Source organism: Lentzea sp. NPDC004782 (genome assembly GCF_040609115.1).
Taxonomy (GTDB): Bacteria; Actinomycetota; Actinomycetes; order Mycobacteriales; family Pseudonocardiaceae; genus Lentzea.
In genome coordinates, this window is record NZ_JBEXJN010000004.1 from 191,254 (window position 1) to 207,174 (window position 15,921).

At 69.4% G+C, this 15,921-nt stretch carries 20 protein-coding genes and 3 pseudogenes; 12 read left to right on the forward strand and 11 right to left on the reverse strand.

All coding sequences use genetic code 11. From position 1 onward, the window contains the following. Positions 1-4: 4 nt before the first annotated feature. Both ABZV40_RS05710 and ABZV40_RS05715 read left to right on the forward strand, forming a co-directional pair. Positions 5-508, forward strand: coding sequence for a DinB family protein (locus ABZV40_RS05710; RefSeq protein ID WP_355436356.1), 504 nt, complete (start codon positions 5-7; stop codon positions 506-508). Between the two features lie 82 nt (positions 509-590). Then, on the forward strand, positions 591-1,502 hold the full coding sequence (locus ABZV40_RS05715; protein WP_355436359.1) for an NADP-dependent oxidoreductase: 912 nt from the start codon (positions 591-593) through the stop codon (positions 1,500-1,502). Positions 1,503-1,677: 175 nt separating this feature from the next. Here ABZV40_RS05715 and ABZV40_RS05720 read toward each other — a convergent pair whose 3' ends face one another. Further along, positions 1,678-2,124, reverse strand: a complete 447-nt coding sequence (locus tag ABZV40_RS05720; RefSeq protein ID WP_355436362.1) for an NUDIX domain-containing protein — start codon at positions 2,122-2,124, stop codon at positions 1,678-1,680. Positions 2,125-2,134: 10 nt separating this feature from the next. On the opposite strand from ABZV40_RS05720, the gene ABZV40_RS05725 reads away from it, so the two are divergent. The 3 genes from ABZV40_RS05725 to ABZV40_RS05735 all read left to right on the forward strand — a co-directional run bounded on the left by ABZV40_RS05725 (position 2,135) and on the right by ABZV40_RS05735 (position 4,588). Beyond that, positions 2,135-3,196 (forward strand): DNA polymerase IV, encoded by a 1,062-nt coding sequence (locus ABZV40_RS05725; protein WP_355436365.1) that lies wholly within the window; start codon positions 2,135-2,137, stop codon positions 3,194-3,196. 28 nt (positions 3,197-3,224) lie between these two features. Continuing rightward, positions 3,225-3,440: a hypothetical protein gene (locus tag ABZV40_RS05730; RefSeq protein ID WP_355436368.1), complete on the forward strand. Its 216-nt coding sequence runs from the start codon at positions 3,225-3,227 to the stop codon at positions 3,438-3,440. A 320-nt stretch (positions 3,441-3,760) separates the two neighbouring features. Continuing rightward, positions 3,761-4,588 carry a hypothetical protein gene (locus ABZV40_RS05735; RefSeq protein WP_355436370.1) on the forward strand — a complete coding sequence of 276 codons (828 nt, stop codon included), beginning with the start codon at positions 3,761-3,763 and terminating at the stop codon, positions 4,586-4,588. Between the two features lie 2 nt (positions 4,589-4,590). Here ABZV40_RS05735 and ABZV40_RS05740 read toward each other — a convergent pair whose 3' ends face one another. From ABZV40_RS05740 to ABZV40_RS05750, 3 genes are read right to left on the reverse strand one after another with little or no spacing between them, the layout of a single operon-like run. Next, complete coding sequence (locus tag ABZV40_RS05740; RefSeq protein ID WP_355436373.1) at positions 4,591-5,472, reverse strand: SRPBCC domain-containing protein; 882 nt, start codon at positions 5,470-5,472, stop codon at positions 4,591-4,593. Between the two features lie 3 nt (positions 5,473-5,475). Next, positions 5,476-5,787: a metalloregulator ArsR/SmtB family transcription factor gene (locus tag ABZV40_RS05745; protein ID WP_355436376.1), complete on the reverse strand. Its 312-nt coding sequence runs from the start codon at positions 5,785-5,787 to the stop codon at positions 5,476-5,478. Positions 5,788-5,824: 37 nt separating this feature from the next. Next, a complete protein-coding gene (locus tag ABZV40_RS05750; RefSeq protein WP_355436379.1) occupies positions 5,825-6,046 on the reverse strand; it encodes a hypothetical protein in 222 nt (73 codons plus the stop codon). On the opposite strand from ABZV40_RS05750, the gene ABZV40_RS05755 reads away from it, so the two are divergent. Together ABZV40_RS05755 and ABZV40_RS05760 are read left to right on the forward strand one after the other, a co-directional pair. After that, positions 6,041-7,177, forward strand: coding sequence for a PLP-dependent aminotransferase family protein (locus ABZV40_RS05755; RefSeq protein ID WP_355436382.1), 1,137 nt, complete (start codon positions 6,041-6,043; stop codon positions 7,175-7,177). The two genes, ABZV40_RS05750 and ABZV40_RS05755, sit on opposite strands and share 6 nt — an antisense overlap. Then, entirely contained in the window at positions 7,174-7,794 is a 621-nt protein-coding gene (locus tag ABZV40_RS05760; protein WP_355436385.1) for a class I SAM-dependent methyltransferase, read from the forward strand. The genes ABZV40_RS05755 and ABZV40_RS05760 overlap by 4 nt, the downstream gene beginning before the upstream one ends. Here ABZV40_RS05760 and ABZV40_RS05765 read toward each other — a convergent pair. Then, positions 7,791-8,204 carry a PPOX class F420-dependent oxidoreductase gene (locus ABZV40_RS05765; protein WP_355436388.1) on the reverse strand — a complete coding sequence of 138 codons (414 nt, stop codon included), beginning with the start codon at positions 8,202-8,204 and terminating at the stop codon, positions 7,791-7,793. The two genes, ABZV40_RS05760 and ABZV40_RS05765, sit on opposite strands and share 4 nt — an antisense overlap. Before the next feature lie 102 nt (positions 8,205-8,306). Between ABZV40_RS05765 and ABZV40_RS05770 the strand changes: the two genes are divergently transcribed. After that, complete coding sequence (locus tag ABZV40_RS05770; RefSeq protein ID WP_355436391.1) at positions 8,307-9,002, forward strand: SDR family oxidoreductase; 696 nt, start codon at positions 8,307-8,309, stop codon at positions 9,000-9,002. Beyond that, on the forward strand, positions 9,002-9,793 hold the full coding sequence (locus ABZV40_RS05775) for a helix-turn-helix transcriptional regulator (protein ID WP_355436595.1): 792 nt from the start codon (positions 9,002-9,004) through the stop codon (positions 9,791-9,793). The genes ABZV40_RS05770 and ABZV40_RS05775 overlap by 1 nt, the downstream gene beginning before the upstream one ends. A gap of 342 nt (positions 9,794-10,135) precedes the next feature. On the opposite strand, the pseudogene rnhA reads toward ABZV40_RS05775, so the two are convergent. The 4 genes and pseudogenes from rnhA to ABZV40_RS05795 all read right to left on the reverse strand — a co-directional run. Beyond that, positions 10,136-10,561, reverse strand: a pseudogene (gene rnhA / locus ABZV40_RS05780) (ribonuclease HI); the annotation flags it as partial. An 11-nt stretch (positions 10,562-10,572) separates the two neighbouring features. After that, positions 10,573-11,193 (reverse strand): DUF1801 domain-containing protein, encoded by a 621-nt coding sequence (locus tag ABZV40_RS05785; RefSeq protein ID WP_355436394.1) that lies wholly within the window; start codon positions 11,191-11,193, stop codon positions 10,573-10,575. Positions 11,194-11,245: 52 nt separating this feature from the next. Further along, positions 11,246-11,797 (reverse strand): amidase family protein, encoded by a 552-nt coding sequence (locus ABZV40_RS05790; RefSeq protein ID WP_355436598.1) that lies wholly within the window; start codon positions 11,795-11,797, stop codon positions 11,246-11,248. Further along, positions 11,777-12,196 (reverse strand): annotated as a pseudogene (locus ABZV40_RS05795) (amidase family protein); the annotation flags it as partial. The gene ABZV40_RS05790 and the pseudogene ABZV40_RS05795, both read right to left, overlap by 21 nt. 47 nt (positions 12,197-12,243) lie before the next feature. Here ABZV40_RS05795 and ABZV40_RS05800 point away from each other — a divergent pair. Continuing rightward, positions 12,244-12,825, forward strand: a complete 582-nt coding sequence (locus ABZV40_RS05800) for a hypothetical protein (RefSeq protein WP_355436397.1) — start codon at positions 12,244-12,246, stop codon at positions 12,823-12,825. Here ABZV40_RS05800 and ABZV40_RS05805 read toward each other — a convergent pair. Next, complete coding sequence (locus ABZV40_RS05805; protein WP_355436400.1) at positions 12,795-13,397, reverse strand: TetR/AcrR family transcriptional regulator; 603 nt, start codon at positions 13,395-13,397, stop codon at positions 12,795-12,797. The two genes, ABZV40_RS05800 and ABZV40_RS05805, sit on opposite strands and share 31 nt — an antisense overlap. A gap of 107 nt (positions 13,398-13,504) precedes the next feature. Between ABZV40_RS05805 and ABZV40_RS05810 the strand changes: the two genes are divergently transcribed. Next, entirely contained in the window at positions 13,505-13,933 is a 429-nt protein-coding gene (locus tag ABZV40_RS05810) for a DUF1801 domain-containing protein (RefSeq protein ID WP_355436403.1), read from the forward strand. Positions 13,934-14,159: 226 nt separating this feature from the next. On the opposite strand, the pseudogene ABZV40_RS05815 reads toward ABZV40_RS05810, so the two are convergent. Continuing rightward, positions 14,160-14,351: pseudogene (locus ABZV40_RS05815) on the reverse strand (MBL fold metallo-hydrolase); the annotation flags it as partial. Between the two features lie 32 nt (positions 14,352-14,383). Here ABZV40_RS05815 and ABZV40_RS05820 point away from each other — a divergent pair. Further along, positions 14,384-15,889, forward strand: a complete 1,506-nt coding sequence (locus ABZV40_RS05820; RefSeq protein WP_355436406.1) for a recombinase family protein — start codon at positions 14,384-14,386, stop codon at positions 15,887-15,889. Positions 15,890-15,921 lie beyond the last annotated feature (32 nt).

The window sequence follows — 15,921 nt, forward strand, 5'->3', positions numbered from 1 at the left end:
CGGCATGGACTGGAACAAGCAGTTGACCGACCAGCTCGACTTCCACTGGAACGCCCAGTTGCGGCCGCGGCTGGAGGGACTGACCGACGACGAGTACTTCTGGGAGCCCGTGCCCGGCGCCTGGAACGTGCACCGGGACGGCTCGATCGACTGGGAGTACCCGCAGCCGACCCCGGCCCCGGTCACCACGATCGCGTGGCGGATGGCGCACATCATCGTGGGAGTGCTGAGCATGCGGGTGGCCTCGCACTTCGGTGGACCGCCGGCCGACTACACGACGTGGCAGTACGCGGTGGGCGCGGACGAGGCGTTGAAACAGCTGGATGACGCCTATGCGGCGTGGACGGAAGGTGTGCGCAAGGCTGACCTCTCTCTTGCGGTCGGTCCTGCCGAGGGTCTGTTCGCAGAGGAACCGATGGCGACCCTCGTGCTGCACATCAACCGCGAGGTCATTCACCACGGTGCGGAGATCTCACTGCTGCGTGATCTGTATCTGAGGGAGAGCTAGTTACCTGAAAGTGCCTACTTTCTATGAGTTGGCGCTAACTGCAAGATGGTGTCCATCGAGAACATCGAAGGGGATCACCATCATGCGAGTCATCACGCAGAAGACCGTCGGGGCCGCGTCCGTGCTGGAGGTCGCGGAGGTCGCGAAGCCGGTGCCCGGACCGGGCCAGGTGCTGGTCAAGGTGGGTGCGGCCGGCGTGAACCCGGTCGACACCTACATCCGCGCCGGTGGCTTCCCCGCGCTCGGCGAGCCGCCGTTCACGCTGGGCTGGGACGTCGCGGGCACCGTCGAGCAGGCCGGTGAGGGCGCGGAGTTCGCGGTGGGCGACGAGGTGTACGGGCTGCTCCCGTTCCCCGGCACGGGCGGTGCCTACGCCGAGTACGTCGTGGCGAACGCCTCCGACCTGGCCGCGCGGCCGGAGCACCTGACCGTCGAGGAGGCGGGCGCGGTGCCGATGGTGGCGCTGACGGCGTGGCAGGCGCTCGTCGGACGGGGCGGTGTCGCCGCTGGTCAGCGCGTGCTGATCCACGCGGCGGCGGGCGGTGTCGGGCACGTGGCGGTGCAGATCGCCAAGGCGCGCGGTGCGTACGTGATCGGCACGGCGTCGGCGGCCAAGCACGACTTCCTGCGCTCGCTCGGCGCGGACGAGGTGATCGACTACCGGCACCAGGACTTCACCGAGATCGACCCGGTCGACGTCGTGTTCGACCTGATCGGCGGCGAGTACGCCGAGCGTTCCGCCAAGGTGCTGAAGCCCGGTGGCGTGCTTGTGTCGATCATCCCGAGCAATCCGGGTTTTGACGTTGACCGAGCTGTGGACCTCGGCGTCCGGTTCGAGCTCTTCGGCAGTGTGGCCGCGTCCGGGACCGACCTCACGGCATTGCCGCAGCTCAGGGTGCAGCTCGATCACATCGTGCCGCTCGCGGACGCCGCGAAGGCGCACGAGCTCGTCGAGTCGAGGAGGACCACGGGCAAGGTCGTCCTGGTGCCGTAACCGCGCGTTGACCATGTACACCGATCGTGTGCGCAACTTTCATGCGATCGGGGAGAGCGCGTGGCGCGGTGGAGTCCACTGGCGTTAGTCGTCGGTTTGTTCGCGGCGGTCGGCCTGTACGGGTCGACCGCCGCTGTTGCCGCAGGTCCGCTCACCGTGGCGGAGTGGGTCGCCGCTATCTGGCCGTGAGTCGTTCGAGGAAGGGGCGTTGCGCGGAGACGATCTTCGCGCTCGCCTCTTCCACGCTGAACCACTGCACGCGGTCGACCTCGGGGAACGTCTTCTTCTGCCCGGACTTCGGCGGCCACTCCAGCTCGAACGTGCCGGGCACGACCGTTTCCGGGTCGAGATCACCTTCGAGCGCCCAGACCGTGATGACCTTGCCGGAGCCCTTGGCCTCGCCGAGCGGGATCAGCTCGCCGTCGGGCACCGGCAGCCCGAGCTCCTCGGTGAACTCGCGCCGCGCGGCCACCTCGGGCGTCTCGTCGTCGGCGTACTCGCCCTTCGGCACGGACCACGCACCGGCGTCCTTGCGGGCCCAGAACGGGCCGCCCATGTGCCCCAGCAGCACTTCGAGCTGGGTGGTTCGTCTGAACAGCAGAATTCCGGCGCTGCGTTTCATACTGTCCAGCATGGCGGACTGGGTCCTGCACGTGGACCTCGACCAGTTCATCGCGGCCGTGGAGGTCCTCCGCGACCCGTCGTTGCGTGGCAAGGCCGTGGTGGTGGGCGGCAACGGCGACCCGACCGAGCGCGCGGTCGTGGCCACGGCGTCCTACGAGGCACGCGAGCACGGCGTGCGCTCCGGGATGCCGTTGCGGACCGCGTTCAAGAAGCTGCCGGACGCGGTGTTCCTGCCCGCTGACCACGCGTTGTACGAGGCGGCGTCAACAGAGGTGATGGCCGTGCTGAGGTCGTTCCCGGTCGTCGTCGAGGTGATGGGGTGGGACGAGGCGTTCGTAGGGGCGTCCGTCGACGATCCTCTGGCTCTCGCCCGGTCGTTGCAGGCGGCGGTGCTGGCGCAGACCGGTCTGCACTGCTCGGTGGGCATCGGCGACAACAAGCTGCGCGCCAAGATCGCGACCGAGTTCGGCAAGCCCGCCGGGACGTTCCAGCTCACCCGCGAGAACTGGGTCGAGGTGATGGGACACCGGCCGACGTCCGCGCTGTGGGGCATCGGCGCGAAGACCGAGCGCAAGCTGGCCGAGCTCGGCATCTCGACCGTGACGGACCTGGCGTCGGCGTCCGCGGGCGTGCTCGCCGCCCGGTTCGGCCCGCGGATGGGGCCGTACTACCGGACCGTCGCGCAGGGTGCGGGCGACACGGTCGTGAGCGCGACGCCGTGGGTCGTGAAGTCCCGGTCGCACGAGAAGACGTTCCAGCAGGACCTGGTGTCGCTGGAGGACCTCCGGCGCGAGGTCGTGGCGCTGGCCCACCAGGTCGCGGAGGACGTCGTCGCCGAGGGACGCCCGGTCGTGCGCGTGGGCGTGAAGGTGCGGTTCGTGCCGTTCTTCACGAAGGTGCGGCTGATGAAGCTGCCTGCGCCGACGTCGTCCGCCGACGACCTGGCCGAGGCCGCGCTGACCGTGCTGGACCGGTTCGAACACGGGCGCGCCGTACGTCTTTTGGGGGTACGCGCAGAATTCTCTGCCGATGATGTCGAACCGAAGCCTTCTCCTTCGACGTATCAGTAAGTACAAGCTTCACCGCTAGGAGAAGAAGATGACCGCCTCATCGCTCACCCACCGCGACCGCGCGGTTCTCAAAGCCGTCGCCGACGGCCGTTGCGAGATCACCGGAAGCACCCTGCTCGTCGACGGGCTGTGCTGCGCCGACCAGTTCGCCGGCCTGCGCCTGAGGACTGCGGGCCTGATCAGCACCCGTCCGGGCCCCGCTGCCCTCACCACGGCCGGCTACGCGCTGCTCGCCGCTGCCTGATTCACATTCTGGGGATCTCGTTCTTGCGGAACGGTTCGGCCGCGGCCCTGATCTTCTCCGCGATACTTTCTTCACCTCGCTCTTGATGAGCCGTTGGTAACCGCGTGTGCTCAAGAAGGCGCGCGGCATCGTGTCCTCATCGGGGTGGTGCTGCGAATGTCGATCGAGAGTTTCTCGGGCGGCTCGGGTGGTCCGGGTGCCAATCGCACACGATCTCGTGGTCCCGGCTTGCCCTGACCGCCTCGGCCATGCGCTCCAACCAGGGGATCCACCGGCGCGCTCACGGAAAACCGCTGGCCGGTACTCGGATCATGATGGGCATGGGTGTGTTGGCGAGGGTGCTGCGGGCGGTGGGCGGCGAGGACGTGCTGGACCGGCTCGCGCAGTTGTCCGGCAGTGACCTCACGACTCTGCTGCTCGCGTTGACGCGGCGGCGTGCGGGCGCGGTGACCGGACCGGACGTGTTGCGGCAGTACAAGGTTGACCGGTTCGTGGGCCCGGCGCAGGTGCCGTTCGGGGTGCTGCGGGCCGTGGAGGACCGGCTGCTCGGCGCGTTGCCCCCGGCGTTCGACGTGGTGGGGCTGGCGCCGGTGGTGCCGCTGGGGACGTGTTCCGCGGTGGCCGAGCTGGACCAGAACAACGTGCTGTCCACGATTCGCGGCACCGAGGTCGCGGCGGACGTGACCAACTCCCTCGCTCTGGAAGCAGCGGTGCGCAGGCAGGCAACTGCTGAGGACGTGCGGCTCGCCGCGGTGCAGCGCGTGGTGCGGTCTCAGCTCTTCGAGGGCGCCGGCCGTTTCGCGCACTTCACGTTGTTCGCCGCTGTGTCGGCCGGACGCGATCGTGGCTCGCTCGCCTTTGAACGGCAACACTTCGCCGAGCACGTGGCGTTCCTGCGCGAGGCGTGCGGGGACGTCGAGGTGCGCGTGACGGTCCTGGATCCGCGGTTCGAGGTGGTGCGCGGCGAGCTCCCCTCGGACCCGTCGCGGCGGACCGGGTACTACCAAGGCTTGTGCTACAAGGTTTACCTGCACGGCGAGGAGATCGGCGACGGCGGGTTCACCGACTGGACGCAACGGCTGACGGGCAACCGCAAGGAGCGGTTGCTGATCAGCGGCGTGGGCGTTGACCGGCTCGCGACGCTCTGAGGTCAGCGTTCGGCGTAGCGCTTCGTCAGTTCCTCCTCTCGGTCTTTCGGCCAGGGGCAACGGATCTCGCCCTGGGTGGCGGCGAAGAACAGTTCCATGTGCACATGCCACGCGGCGAGTGCCTCGGGGCCGTGAGCGTTCTCCTGGAACAACGTGACCGTGGTGCCTTGCAACGGCACGTGGTCGAACTCCCAGCGCACGACACCCTTCGGTGCGCCGTCCTGGAGCCACTCGTACTCCAGCAGGTGTGGTGCCTCGACCTTCGTGAGCTTGCCGGGAGTGAGGCCGGGGTGGGCGGCGCGGACGGGGACCGCGTCCTCGGTGCCTTCGGTGAGCAGCTGCCAGACCTCGTCGAGCGGCTTCCAGACGAGGTCGCGGACGAACTTGACGCCTTCGGGTTCGTCGGTGCCCTCGTCGAGTCCGAACTCGGCGACGTAGTGCTCGATGCGCGACAACCACTCCGTCGGCGGCTCGAACTTCGTGCCGTCGGCGCGGGCGACCAGGGCGTCGAGGCAGGTGGCCCAGCCGGGTGCGTCGCGGCCGACGGAGAGCCGGTTCGTGACCACGGCGGTGAAGACCAGCAGGCAGCCGTCCTCGCGCGGCAGGATCTCGAAGCGCAGGACGTCGTTGATCCAGCGGAACGCGAAGACCCTCGGCGGGTCGGACTCGAGCAGCTCGCCCTCGCCGCCGTCGGTGTCGACCGGTGCGGTGTCCGGGAAGGTGAAGCGCATGCGGCGGCCGTCGATCGTCACCTCGGCCGGGAACCAGTGCTTCATCTCGGAGGGTTCCGTGACCACTCGCCAGACCTTCTCCGGCGAGTGCCGCAGCCTGCGTTCGAAGCGCAGGACGGGCTTGCCTTCGATCATCCGCAGTTCGGCGTCCACGGGTCAGTCTCCTTCGATCTCGTCGAGTCGTCGTTCGAGCGCGTCCAGGCTCTTCTCCCACATGCCGCGGTAGGGCGCGAGCCAGGCGTCGATCTCCGCCAGCGGACCGGGGGACAGCCGGTACCAGCGCCGTTGGGCGTCGGTGCGCACCTCGACCAGGCCGGCCTCGCGCAGCACCTTGAGGTGCTTCGAGACGGTCGGCTGGGTGAGCGTCAGCCGGTCGACGAGGTCACCGACCGGCCGCTCGCCTTCACGCAGCAGGTCGAGGATCTCCCGGCGACTCCGGTCCGCCAGCACGGCGAAGGTAGATGCCATACCAGCAATATAGCCCACTCGGCATATAGGGTCGACCTCAGTCGGCGAGCCTGATGGCCACCTCCGTCGTCCGCCTGGAGGGGGCCGGCTCGACCGACGGGTCGGTGAAGTACGTCTCCAGCCGCGCACCCCACCGGTCGCCGGCGCGGTCGAACGCCAGGCTCTCGTCGCCCGTGACGCGCGGATACCGGAAGAACGGCGCGCCCGAGAAATCCGCGTCCGGCTGGAACGCCTGCCGGTTAACGTGAAGTTCATGCACCGCACCCTCTCCGTGGCCAGCTCCCCGGTGCGCGACCTGCTCGCGCTGACCTCGCGTCCCGAGGTGATCTCCTTCGCGGGTGGGCTTCCCGCCCCCGAACTGTTCGACCAGGACGGTCTGCGCGCCGCCTACGACCTCGCCCTGCGGGACCGCTCGGTGCTGCAATACGCCCCCACGGAAGGGAATCCGGCGCTGCGGTCGTTGATCTGCGACCGGCTGACCGGTCGCGGACTGCCCACTTCGGACGTCCTGGTCACCACGGGCTCGCAGCAGGCGCTGACCCTGGTGGCCACCGCCCTGCTGGAGCCGGGAGCCGTCGTGGCCGTGGAGGAACCGACCTATTTGGCCGCACTGCAGTGCTTCCAGATGGCGGGAGCCCGGATCGTGCCCGTCGCGAGCGACGCCGACGGCCTGGACGTCGAGTCGTTGCGGTCCGTCGTGGCCGCCTCGCGCCCGACGATGCTGTACCTCGTGCCGACGTTCGCCAACCCGACCGGGCGGACTCTCTCGGCCTCACGCCGCGCCGAGATCGCCGCGCTGGCCGCCGAACACGAGTTCTGGGTCGTCGAGGACGACCCCTACGGCGAGCTCCGCTACCGGGGTGCGGCGCTCGCGCCGCTCGCATCGATCAGCGACAGAACCCTTTACCTGGGCAGCTTCTCGAAGATCGGCGCTCCCGGCATGCGGCTCGGCTGGCTGCGGGCGCCCGCGGACCTGCTGCGCACCCTGGTGATCGTGAAACAGGCCGCCGACCTGCACACGTCCACTGTGGACCAGGCGGCCGCCGCGGCCTACCTGGCGCACAACGACCTCGACGCGCACGTCGCCCGCCTGTGCGTCGAGTACGGGGCGCGCCGTGACGCGATGATCGCGGCGCTGCCCGGCACCGTGCCCGACGGCACCACGTGGACCGATCCGGACGGCGGCATGTTCGTGTGGCTGCGCCTGCCAGGTGACGTGGACACCGCCGAGCTGCTGAAGTCGGCGTTGGCCCACTACGTCGCGTTCGTCCCCGGTGCACCGTTCTTCGCGACGACGCCGGACCGGGCGACGTTCCGGATGTCCTTCACCACCAACACGCCCGCGGAGATCGTGGAAGGCATGGCACGCCTGGCGAAGGTCCTGCGGTGAACCTGCTCGACGACGAGTCGCTGTGGCGCTCGTCGGTCGTCGCGAACTGCGACATGAACCGCGAACGAGGCCTGGCGAGCTACCGCCGCGAGCTGGGCCTCGATCTCGTCCTGCGCCCCGGCACGCGGTGGGTGGACCTCTGCTGCGGCGCGGGCAGGGCGCTGGCCGAGGCGGCGCGGGAGGACGTGACGATCGTCGGGGTGGACCTCGTCGACCACCACGTCGCCGCCCCGCCCGGCCTGAGCTTCGTCAACGCGCCGGTGGAGGAGTGGGAACCGGACGCGCCCGTCGATCTGGTGACCTGTGTGCACGGTCTGCACTACGTGGGCGACAAGCTCGGACTGCTGGTACGTGCCGCGTCGTGGCTCGCACCGGGCGGGCGGTTCGTGGCGAGCTTCGACGTCGCGAGCGTGCGCCGCGCCGACGGCACCCCGTTCGGCCGCACGCTGACCAAAGCCCTGCGCGAGGCGGGTTTCACCTACGACAACCGCAAGCGCCGCATCGGTCACGCCGGTACGGGACGGCCGCGGCTGCCGTTCACGTATCTGGGCGCGGACGACCGGGTCGGCCCCAACTACACGGGCCAGCCCGCCGTCCACTCCTGCTACTCGGACTAGGAGGCCCAGGGGCCGACGCCGGTCACGCGGTCGACCTTGATGCGGGTGACGAACCCGGGCGGCGGGTTGTCCATGGGCGGGAACTTCACGTCCGGGCCGAGGTAGGTGTGCGCGAGGCGCTGGAGCAGCTCCGGCGCCCCGCCCTCGGTGATGCGCGCGGTGCCGTGCACGACCAGGTACTCCTGCAGGCCGTGCTCGTTGACGTTCGGCGTTTCCAGGGACAGCACCACGCGGCCGTCGTTGCGGATGTTGCGGACCTTCTTGTGCTCTGCGAGGTGACCGGAGACGATCTCGTCGCCGTCGAGGCCCACCCAGACGATGGTCACCTGGGGCGCACCGTCGCTGCCGAGCGTCACGAGGTGGGCCAGCGCGTTCGACTCCAGCACTGCCCTGGCGGATTCAGGAAGCATGGCCGTGACGCTACGCCGGTTCGCGGGGTTCAGCCTGGTCTTGGCAGACCCAGGAAACAGCGGGTCTGGTTCACCTGCGGCGGGCACCGCAGGCTTTGGGCCATGAAGACGTTTCTGATCACGGGTGGCGGTAGCGGTATCGGGCTGGCGACGGCGCGGGTGCTGGTCGAAGAGGGTGCGCGGGTCGTGGTGACCGGGCGCAACGAGGAGCGGTTGGCGTTGGCGCGCAAGGAGCTCGGCGTCGAGACGGTGGTGGCGGACGTGTCGAAGCTCGCCGACGTCGAGGCCTTGATGGAACAGGTCGGCGAGGTCGACGGGATCTTCGCGAACGCGGGCGTCGGGGTGTTCACCGAGTTCGGGACGGTGACCGAGGAGGACGTGGACCGGGTGCTGGCCACGAACTTCAAGGGCGTCTACTTCACCGTGCAGCGGGCGCGGTTGAAGCCCGGCGCGTCAGTGGTGATCAACGCGTCGTGGACGGTCCACCGCGGGTTCCCCGGCGCCTCGCTCTACACGGCGAGCAAGGCAGCCGTGCACAGCCTGGCGCGCACACTCGCCGCGGAGCTGAGCGACGGTGTTCGCGTCAACACCGTGAGCCCCGGCTACATCGCGACGGACATGTTCCGGTCGAACGTCGACGACGCCGAGCCGTTCCGTCGGCAGGTGCCGATGGGGCGGCTGGGCGAGCCGGAGGACGTCGCGCACGTGGTGGCGTTCCTGCTGTCCGACCGCGCGGGGTACGTGACGGGGCAGGACTTCGTGGTCGACGGCGGCCTGGTCGGGGCGATCCCGGCATGATGGGAGCCGTGAACGAATTGGGGGAGTTCCTGCGCGCCCGCCGCGCGGCACTGGATCCGCCGGAACGGGCGTCCCGGCGGCGCGTTCCCGGCCTGCGCCGCGAGGAGCTGGCGCAGCTGGCCGGAATCAGCGTCGACTACTACACGCGCATGGAACAGGGGCGCGCCGCCAACGCGTCCGACTCGATCCTCGACGCGCTGGCACAGGCCCTGGACCTCGACGGCGCCGAGCGCACGCACCTCTACCGGCTGGCCCGGCCCGCGCGGGTCGCGGCTTCGTCGGAGGAGGTGCGCCCGGCACTGCGGTGGCTGCTCGACGCCCTGCACGGCGTGCCCGCCATGGTGCTCGGCCGGCGGCTCGACGTGCTGGCGTGGAACCCGCTGGCCGCCGCGCTCGTCACGGACTTCCGCGAGCAGTCGAACATGGTGCGGTACATGTTCACCGACCCGGCCGCGCAGGAGCTGTTCGTCGGCTGGATGGACTGCGCGCGCGAGAACGTCGGCTACCTGCGCGCGGACTACGGCGTGCACCCGGACGACCCGGCGCTGCTCGCGCTGGTCGACGAGCTGTCCGCGGCGTCACCGCTGTTCCGCACGCTCTGGGCCGAGCATCCGGTGCGCGAGCGGGAACCCAGGTTCAAGCGAATGAACCACCCGCAGCTCGGGCCGCTGGAACTGGCCGCGGAACCGCTGAGGTCGGACGCGGGGCAGGTGCTGGTGACCTACGTGGCCGCGCCCGGCAGCCCGTCGGAGGAAGCCCTGCGACTGCTGGCTTCGCTCGCCGTCACGTAGCCGGGTTGCGGCTGCAGGTCCCGCTGTCCCCGCGTGGCCGGGTGAGGTCGCCGAGAGGCGTTGCGACCCCGCCCGTCAGGTGAACAGCTCCAGCGAGTCCTGGTGGTACTCGCACCGGCCGCCGCCGGTCGCGATCGTGCAGGGCGTGCCCTTCTTCGTGAGGGCACCGCACTGCAACGCCGGGTCGTGCACGTGACACAGTCCGCTCGGCCCGGCGGTGATCGGGCACGGCGTGCCCTTCTTCGTGGGCGCGCCGCACGGTTCGCCGGTCAGCTCACGCGGTTGCTTCGGCTTGGCCTTCTTCGGTTTTGCCCGGGGCTGCGTGATCTCCCGCCCCGTCACCTCCTCGACTCCGCGCACGGCCAGCCGGTCGGCGCGCTCGTTCTCCGGGTGGCCCGCATGGCCCTTGACCCAGTGCCACTCCACCTCGTGCCTGGTGGCCGCTTCTTCCAGGCGGCGCCACAGGTCGGCGTTCTTGACCGGCTCACGGGTCTTCGTGAGCCAGCCGTTCGCCTTCCACCCGTGGACCCACGAGGTGATGCCGTTGCGGACGTAGGTGCTGTCCGTGTAGAGCTTCACGGTGGACGGTCGCGTGAGGCTCTCCAACGCCACGATGGGCGCCATCAGTTCCATGCGGTTGTTCGTCGTCGGGCCGATGTCACCGCCGTACATGTCCTTCTCATGCTCGCCGTAGCGCAGCACCGCGCCCCAGCCGCCCGGACCGGGATTGGGGCTGCAGGCGCCGTCGGTGTAGATCTCGACCTCCATGCGACATGAGGCTACCGACGGGGTCCGACACTCTTCCGCAGGCGGTTGTCGGCGATGATGTGGCGGAACAACTCGACCAACGCCGGCGCGTCGATGGGCTGGTCGCGGTACACGGAGATCATCCGCGCGGTCTTGTTGCCGTGGCCGCTGGTGATGATGTTCTGCGGGTCCGGCACGATCGCCCTGTCGTAGAGCATCACGTTCACGTGGTCCTTGGTGCCGAGCAACGCGCAGATGTTGCCGTCCAGCACGAAGTACGGCCGGTTCGTGCGCTTGATCGTCTCCTCGACGTCCGGGTCGGCCTCGTGCACGAGCCTGCGGACCTCGCGGCAGATGTCCTGCTGCCACTCGGGCAGCCCGGCGATGTAGTCGTCAACGCGCGTGTCGGTGTGCATAGCCCTATGTCGCAGCCCCTTGCCGTTTCTCGACATCGTGCCCGTGCAGAAAGCCGCGGACACCCGCTGCGTGAGCACCATCAGGTGAATCGCCGCGAGCCGCGGGTTCTGGAAGCCGAGCTTCTCGAGCTCCGCTGCGAGGGCCTGCCGCACCCGCCGTGGCCCTGTTTCCTGCCACACCTCGATCGCGTCCGCGGGGATGTGGGTGAGCTCGGCGTGCCCCTGCTGGGCGGCCATGGCCCTGCCGAACGCCGTCAGGTCCTCCGGCAGGAGCAGCAGGAACAGGAGCTCAACGCCATGCTCGACGAGCTGGTGGCGGCGTAGCTCCGAGAACCGCGCGGGCGGCGGCGATCAGGTCCGCCTCCCTGCCGTGCCGCGCCACGGCCTGCAGGCCGACCGGCAGGCCTTCGGAGTCGAAACCGGCCGGGATGCTGATCGCCGGATGCCCGCTCAGGTTGAACGCCCAGGTCAGCGACGTGTTGATGCGCGAGCCCGGTCCGTCGTGCCCGTGCGGCGGCCCAGGCGTTGTCGGGGTGAGCAGCAGGTCCGTCGTCTCGAACAGTTCGTCCAGCACCGGGTTCGGCCCGCAGCGGCCCGCGAACCAGTCCTCCGCCGGATCCGGCAGCACCAGCGAGACGTCGCGCGGGTGCAACGCTGACGCCGCTCGCCGGGTGATCTCGGCCTGTTCGGCGTCGACCGCCGCGAAGCCCAGGTCCGCGGACCAGAGCGCGGTGGGAGAACTGACCTCCGACGTGCCGAGGTAGCTCGCGAGCAGCGCGGGGTCACGGGTGAAGACGCCGACCGCGGCGCGCTCGGACGAAGTGGTCTTGAGGCCGAGCACCCCGCACCACGCGGCCGGGATGCGGATCGAGCCCGCGCCGTCGACGCCCGTGGCCAGCGGCACGATCCCCGCGGCCACCGCGACCGCGGAGCCCGCGGACGAGCCGCCGGGTGTCCGGTCGAGGTTCCACGGGTTCCGTGTGACGCCCCGAGCGTTGCGGCCCCACGTCTGCCAGGGGGTGGTGCCGTCGGGTGTGGTGGTCAACCCGATCGGTATGCAGCCCAGGGCCGTCAGGGCGGCGCGGTGGCTGCGGCGTTCACCTCGCTTCACCGCGATGGGCATGCCTGCGAGAGGCAGGGCGGGATCGACCTCGGGGAACGTCGAGAAGACCTCGTGGAAGGCGCAGAGCACGGGTTCCACCTGGTGCAGCCGGGCCAGCGCCTCGGTCAGCTGCGACATGTCGTCCTCCCCCGTCACGTGAGCATCGGATCAGGCATGATCCACCCGTGAAATGGACTCGCGCGGTGCACCACCTGGCTGAGCTCGCGGAGAAGTGCGGCGACCTGCCGGCTTCGTTCTTCCGGTTCCAGGTGGTCGAGCTCTGGGCGTTCGGCGAGCTGCTGGACGTGCCGCGCGACGTCGAGGTCATCGAGGTCGCGCTGGTCACGGACCTGCCGGTGGACGAGGTGCCGTGGCTGAGCGAACCGGCCGGCGCTGAGCACTGGGCGAACTCCACGCGGCTGTCGCGCAACCCGATCTCGGCGGTGTGGCGGTCCAGCGAGGCACCGGTCTGGAATCACCGGATCGAGCGACCTGCGTTGATCTGGAGCGCGGCGGACGGGATCCACGAGGAAGCACTGGTCGCGGTCAGCGACGGCACGGGTGAGCTGGTCAGAACCGCCGCGCCGACGCCGGAGGAGCTGCGGAGGCGGCTCGAGGACGAGCTCGCGGTGAGCCTGCGGGCGTTGCGGCGGGCCAACCAGGACTACACCGACCGCCGCTGGAGTCCCGGCAAGCTCACCCCGTACTCGGACGCCCTGTGGCGCACGACCACGGGCTACCTGGACCTGCTGGACGCGCTCGGCTGACGACCGTATGCGGCCATGAACATGTCCAGCAACGCGTCGACGGTCTTCTCATCGGCGACACGCGTCGACAGCAGGTAGCGGTAGTACAACGTGCCGCACAGGACTTCGGCCGGGAACGTCAGGTCGACGTCGGCCACGAGCTCTCCGGCCCGTTGGGCCTGGACGATCCGGGCGAGCGTGCGTTCCTCGACGGTGCGGAGGAACCGGTCGTGCAGCGTGGCCCGCAGGGTTTCGTCGGCCTGGGCTTCCGCGATCAGCGCGCGGTAGACGGGCCCGATCGGCGGCTCGGCGAGCGCGGGGACCGACCGCAGGAACTGCTCGCGCAGGTCGGCGCGGACGTCGCCGGTGTCGTGGTAGTCGAGGTCGGTGGTCCACACGCGGCTGAGCGCGTCCAGCAGCAGCGCCGCCATCGACGGCCAGCGCCGGTAGATCGTGTGCTTCCCGACGCCCGCCCGGCGCGCGACGGTCTCGATGTTCAGCCCGGTGTAGCCGCGCTCGGTGGCGAGCTCCAGCGTCGTCCGGAGGAGCTCGTCGGTGCGGGCGGCGCCTCGCCGCCGCGGTTCCTCGGCCATGCCCCGACCTTATCGACACGCACCGTGCCATTGACACTCCACCGGCCGCCGATCATGATGGCCGCCTAACGGCACGCACCGTGCCGAAAAGTGCGAGGAGGATCCACATGAGCACCTTCACGGCCGAAGAGCGCGCCGCGATGAAGGAGCACGCCAAGGAGCTGAAGACCGCCGCCAGGCGCGCCTCCCAGGCCGACAAGGCGGCCCAGGCGGAGCGGGACGTTCTCGCGAAGATCGCCGAGATGGCCCCGGCGGACCGGGTGCTGGCCGAGCGCGTCCACGCGGTCGTCACGGCTCACGCGCCGGCTCTGGAGCCGAAGCTGTGGTACGGCATGCCGTCCTACGCGCTCGACGGCAAGGTCGTCTGCTTCTTCCAGAGCGCGGAGAAGTTCAAGTCGCGCTACGCGACCCTGGGCTTCAGCGACCAGGCCGCCCTGGACGACGGCCCGATGTGGCCGACCGGCTTCGCGCTGACCGACGTGACACCTGCCGTGGAGAAGAAGATCGCCGCGCTGGTGGAGCGAGCGGTGCGCTGAACGGCTGTCGGCTCGTGCACCGAGTGTGTGTGGCCCTGTGGCATTCCTCGCGATGACGCGACGGCGGCGATCATCAGGTCCGTCCGCCGGGGCCTCTGATCTCGATTCGCCGCCATCGCGACGACGTCGCGGCAAGCGTCGGAGTTGGGGCTCGACGACATGGCCACGGTCATCGAAGTCTGATCGCGGGAGCCCGCTGTGACCGGGCTCCCGCGGTCGGCCGGGCTCACCAGCCGCGGGCGCGCCACTCCGCGAGGGACGGGCGCTCCTTGCCCAGGGTCGAGTCGTCGCCGTGGCCGGGGTAGAACCACGTGTCGTCGGGCAGGACGGCGAACAGGCGGTCCTCCACGTCGTTGATCAGGGATGCGAAGTTGTCGGTCGACGTGGTCTTTCCCACACCCCCCGGAAAGAGTAAATCACACTAGCGGTGAACATCGGTAGGGTCTTCTCATGACCGAGGTCGTGGGGATCTACGCGCGCATCAGTGAGGACCCCTTGCAGCTGGAGAAGGGCGTCACCCGCCAGCTTGAGGACGGCCGCGCACTCGCGCAGTCCCGTGGGTGGACCGTTCTCGACGAGTGGGTCGACAACGACCTCAGCGCACTGCGCGGGGGACCGCGACCTGCTTACGAGGCGCTCATGAAAGCGGCTTCGCGTGGCGAGATCACCCGCATCGTCGCCTACGGCATGGCGAGGCTGTGGCGCAATCGCAAGGAACGCGTAGACGCGATCGAGCGGTTGGCAGCCGCCCGCGTATCCATCTCGCTGGTGAAGGGCTCCGACATCGACCTCACGAGCGCAGCCGGCCGCATGGTCGCGGGCATCCTCGGCGAAGCCGACACGTTGGAGTCGGAGCTCAAGGGCGAACGCGTTGCCCGTGCCGCCCTGCAGCGCGCCGAGGAGGGCCGTGCCAACGGTGCGGTGGCATATGGGTGGCGGCGGATCTACGAGCAGGACAAAAACGGTCGTGTCTTGGGCTTCACCGACGAGGTGGACGAGGCCGAAGCGGCCATCGTGCGCGAGATCGTCGATCGCCTGCTCGCACGCGAGTCCTTGAACGTCATCACCGCGGATCTGAACGCCCGCCAGGTACCCACGCCGTACGGCGGCGACCGATCGTGGGGCACAAGCTCAGTCCGGAAGTTGGCGCTTCGGCTGTCCAACATCGCTCGCCGGAAGCGTGGAGGAGAGGACTTCGGGCCAGCAGCGTGGCCGCCGATCGTGGATCAGGACAAGCACGATCAGGTCGTCGCTCTTCTCACCGATCCTTCGCGAGTGCAGACGCGTGGCGGTGCCCGACAGCACCTCCTGACGTTCGGAATCGGCTGTTGTGGCAAGTGCGGTTCAGCTCTTCGAGTCTCCAACAGGTGGGTGAACCAGCGCCGCAAGGAGCTCGGCAAGACACCGCTCTACGTCTGTGATGCGGCGTCCTCGTGCGTCGGGCGGCGTCAGGAGTGGGTGGACGATTTGGTGGAGCGCGTGGTCGTGCGGCGGCTCCAGGAACCAGATGCCCGCGACCTGCTTACTCGGGACGACGTCGCCGCGCAGGCCGCGCGAGAGCATGCCGCTGGCATCCGTGCCCGGCTCCAGGCCGCAGCCGACGACTACGCGGATGACCTCCTTGACCGCGATCAGTTCCACAGGATCAACGCGAAGCTTCGGCCGGCCCTGGAGGAGGCTGACCGAGAAGCCATGCGGCTGGTTGTGGGTGTTCCCAGCGACATGGTCACCGAGATGGTTGGGCCTCAAGCGCAGGAGCGTTGGAAGCAACTGACCGTTCTTCAGCGCCGGGCACTCCTCACGGCGATGGGCGTCACGGTCACGATCATGCCGTCCCGAGGTGGCCCAGGCTTCAAGCCCGAGTCGGTCAAAATCCAATTCGAACGGGACGACGATCGAGCCACGCCCGAAGCGGTTCGCAATCTGCCCGCAAATCTCTTGGAAGCCCGTTCCTGAGCTGTCTACTGTGGTCACATGAGTACTCGGGG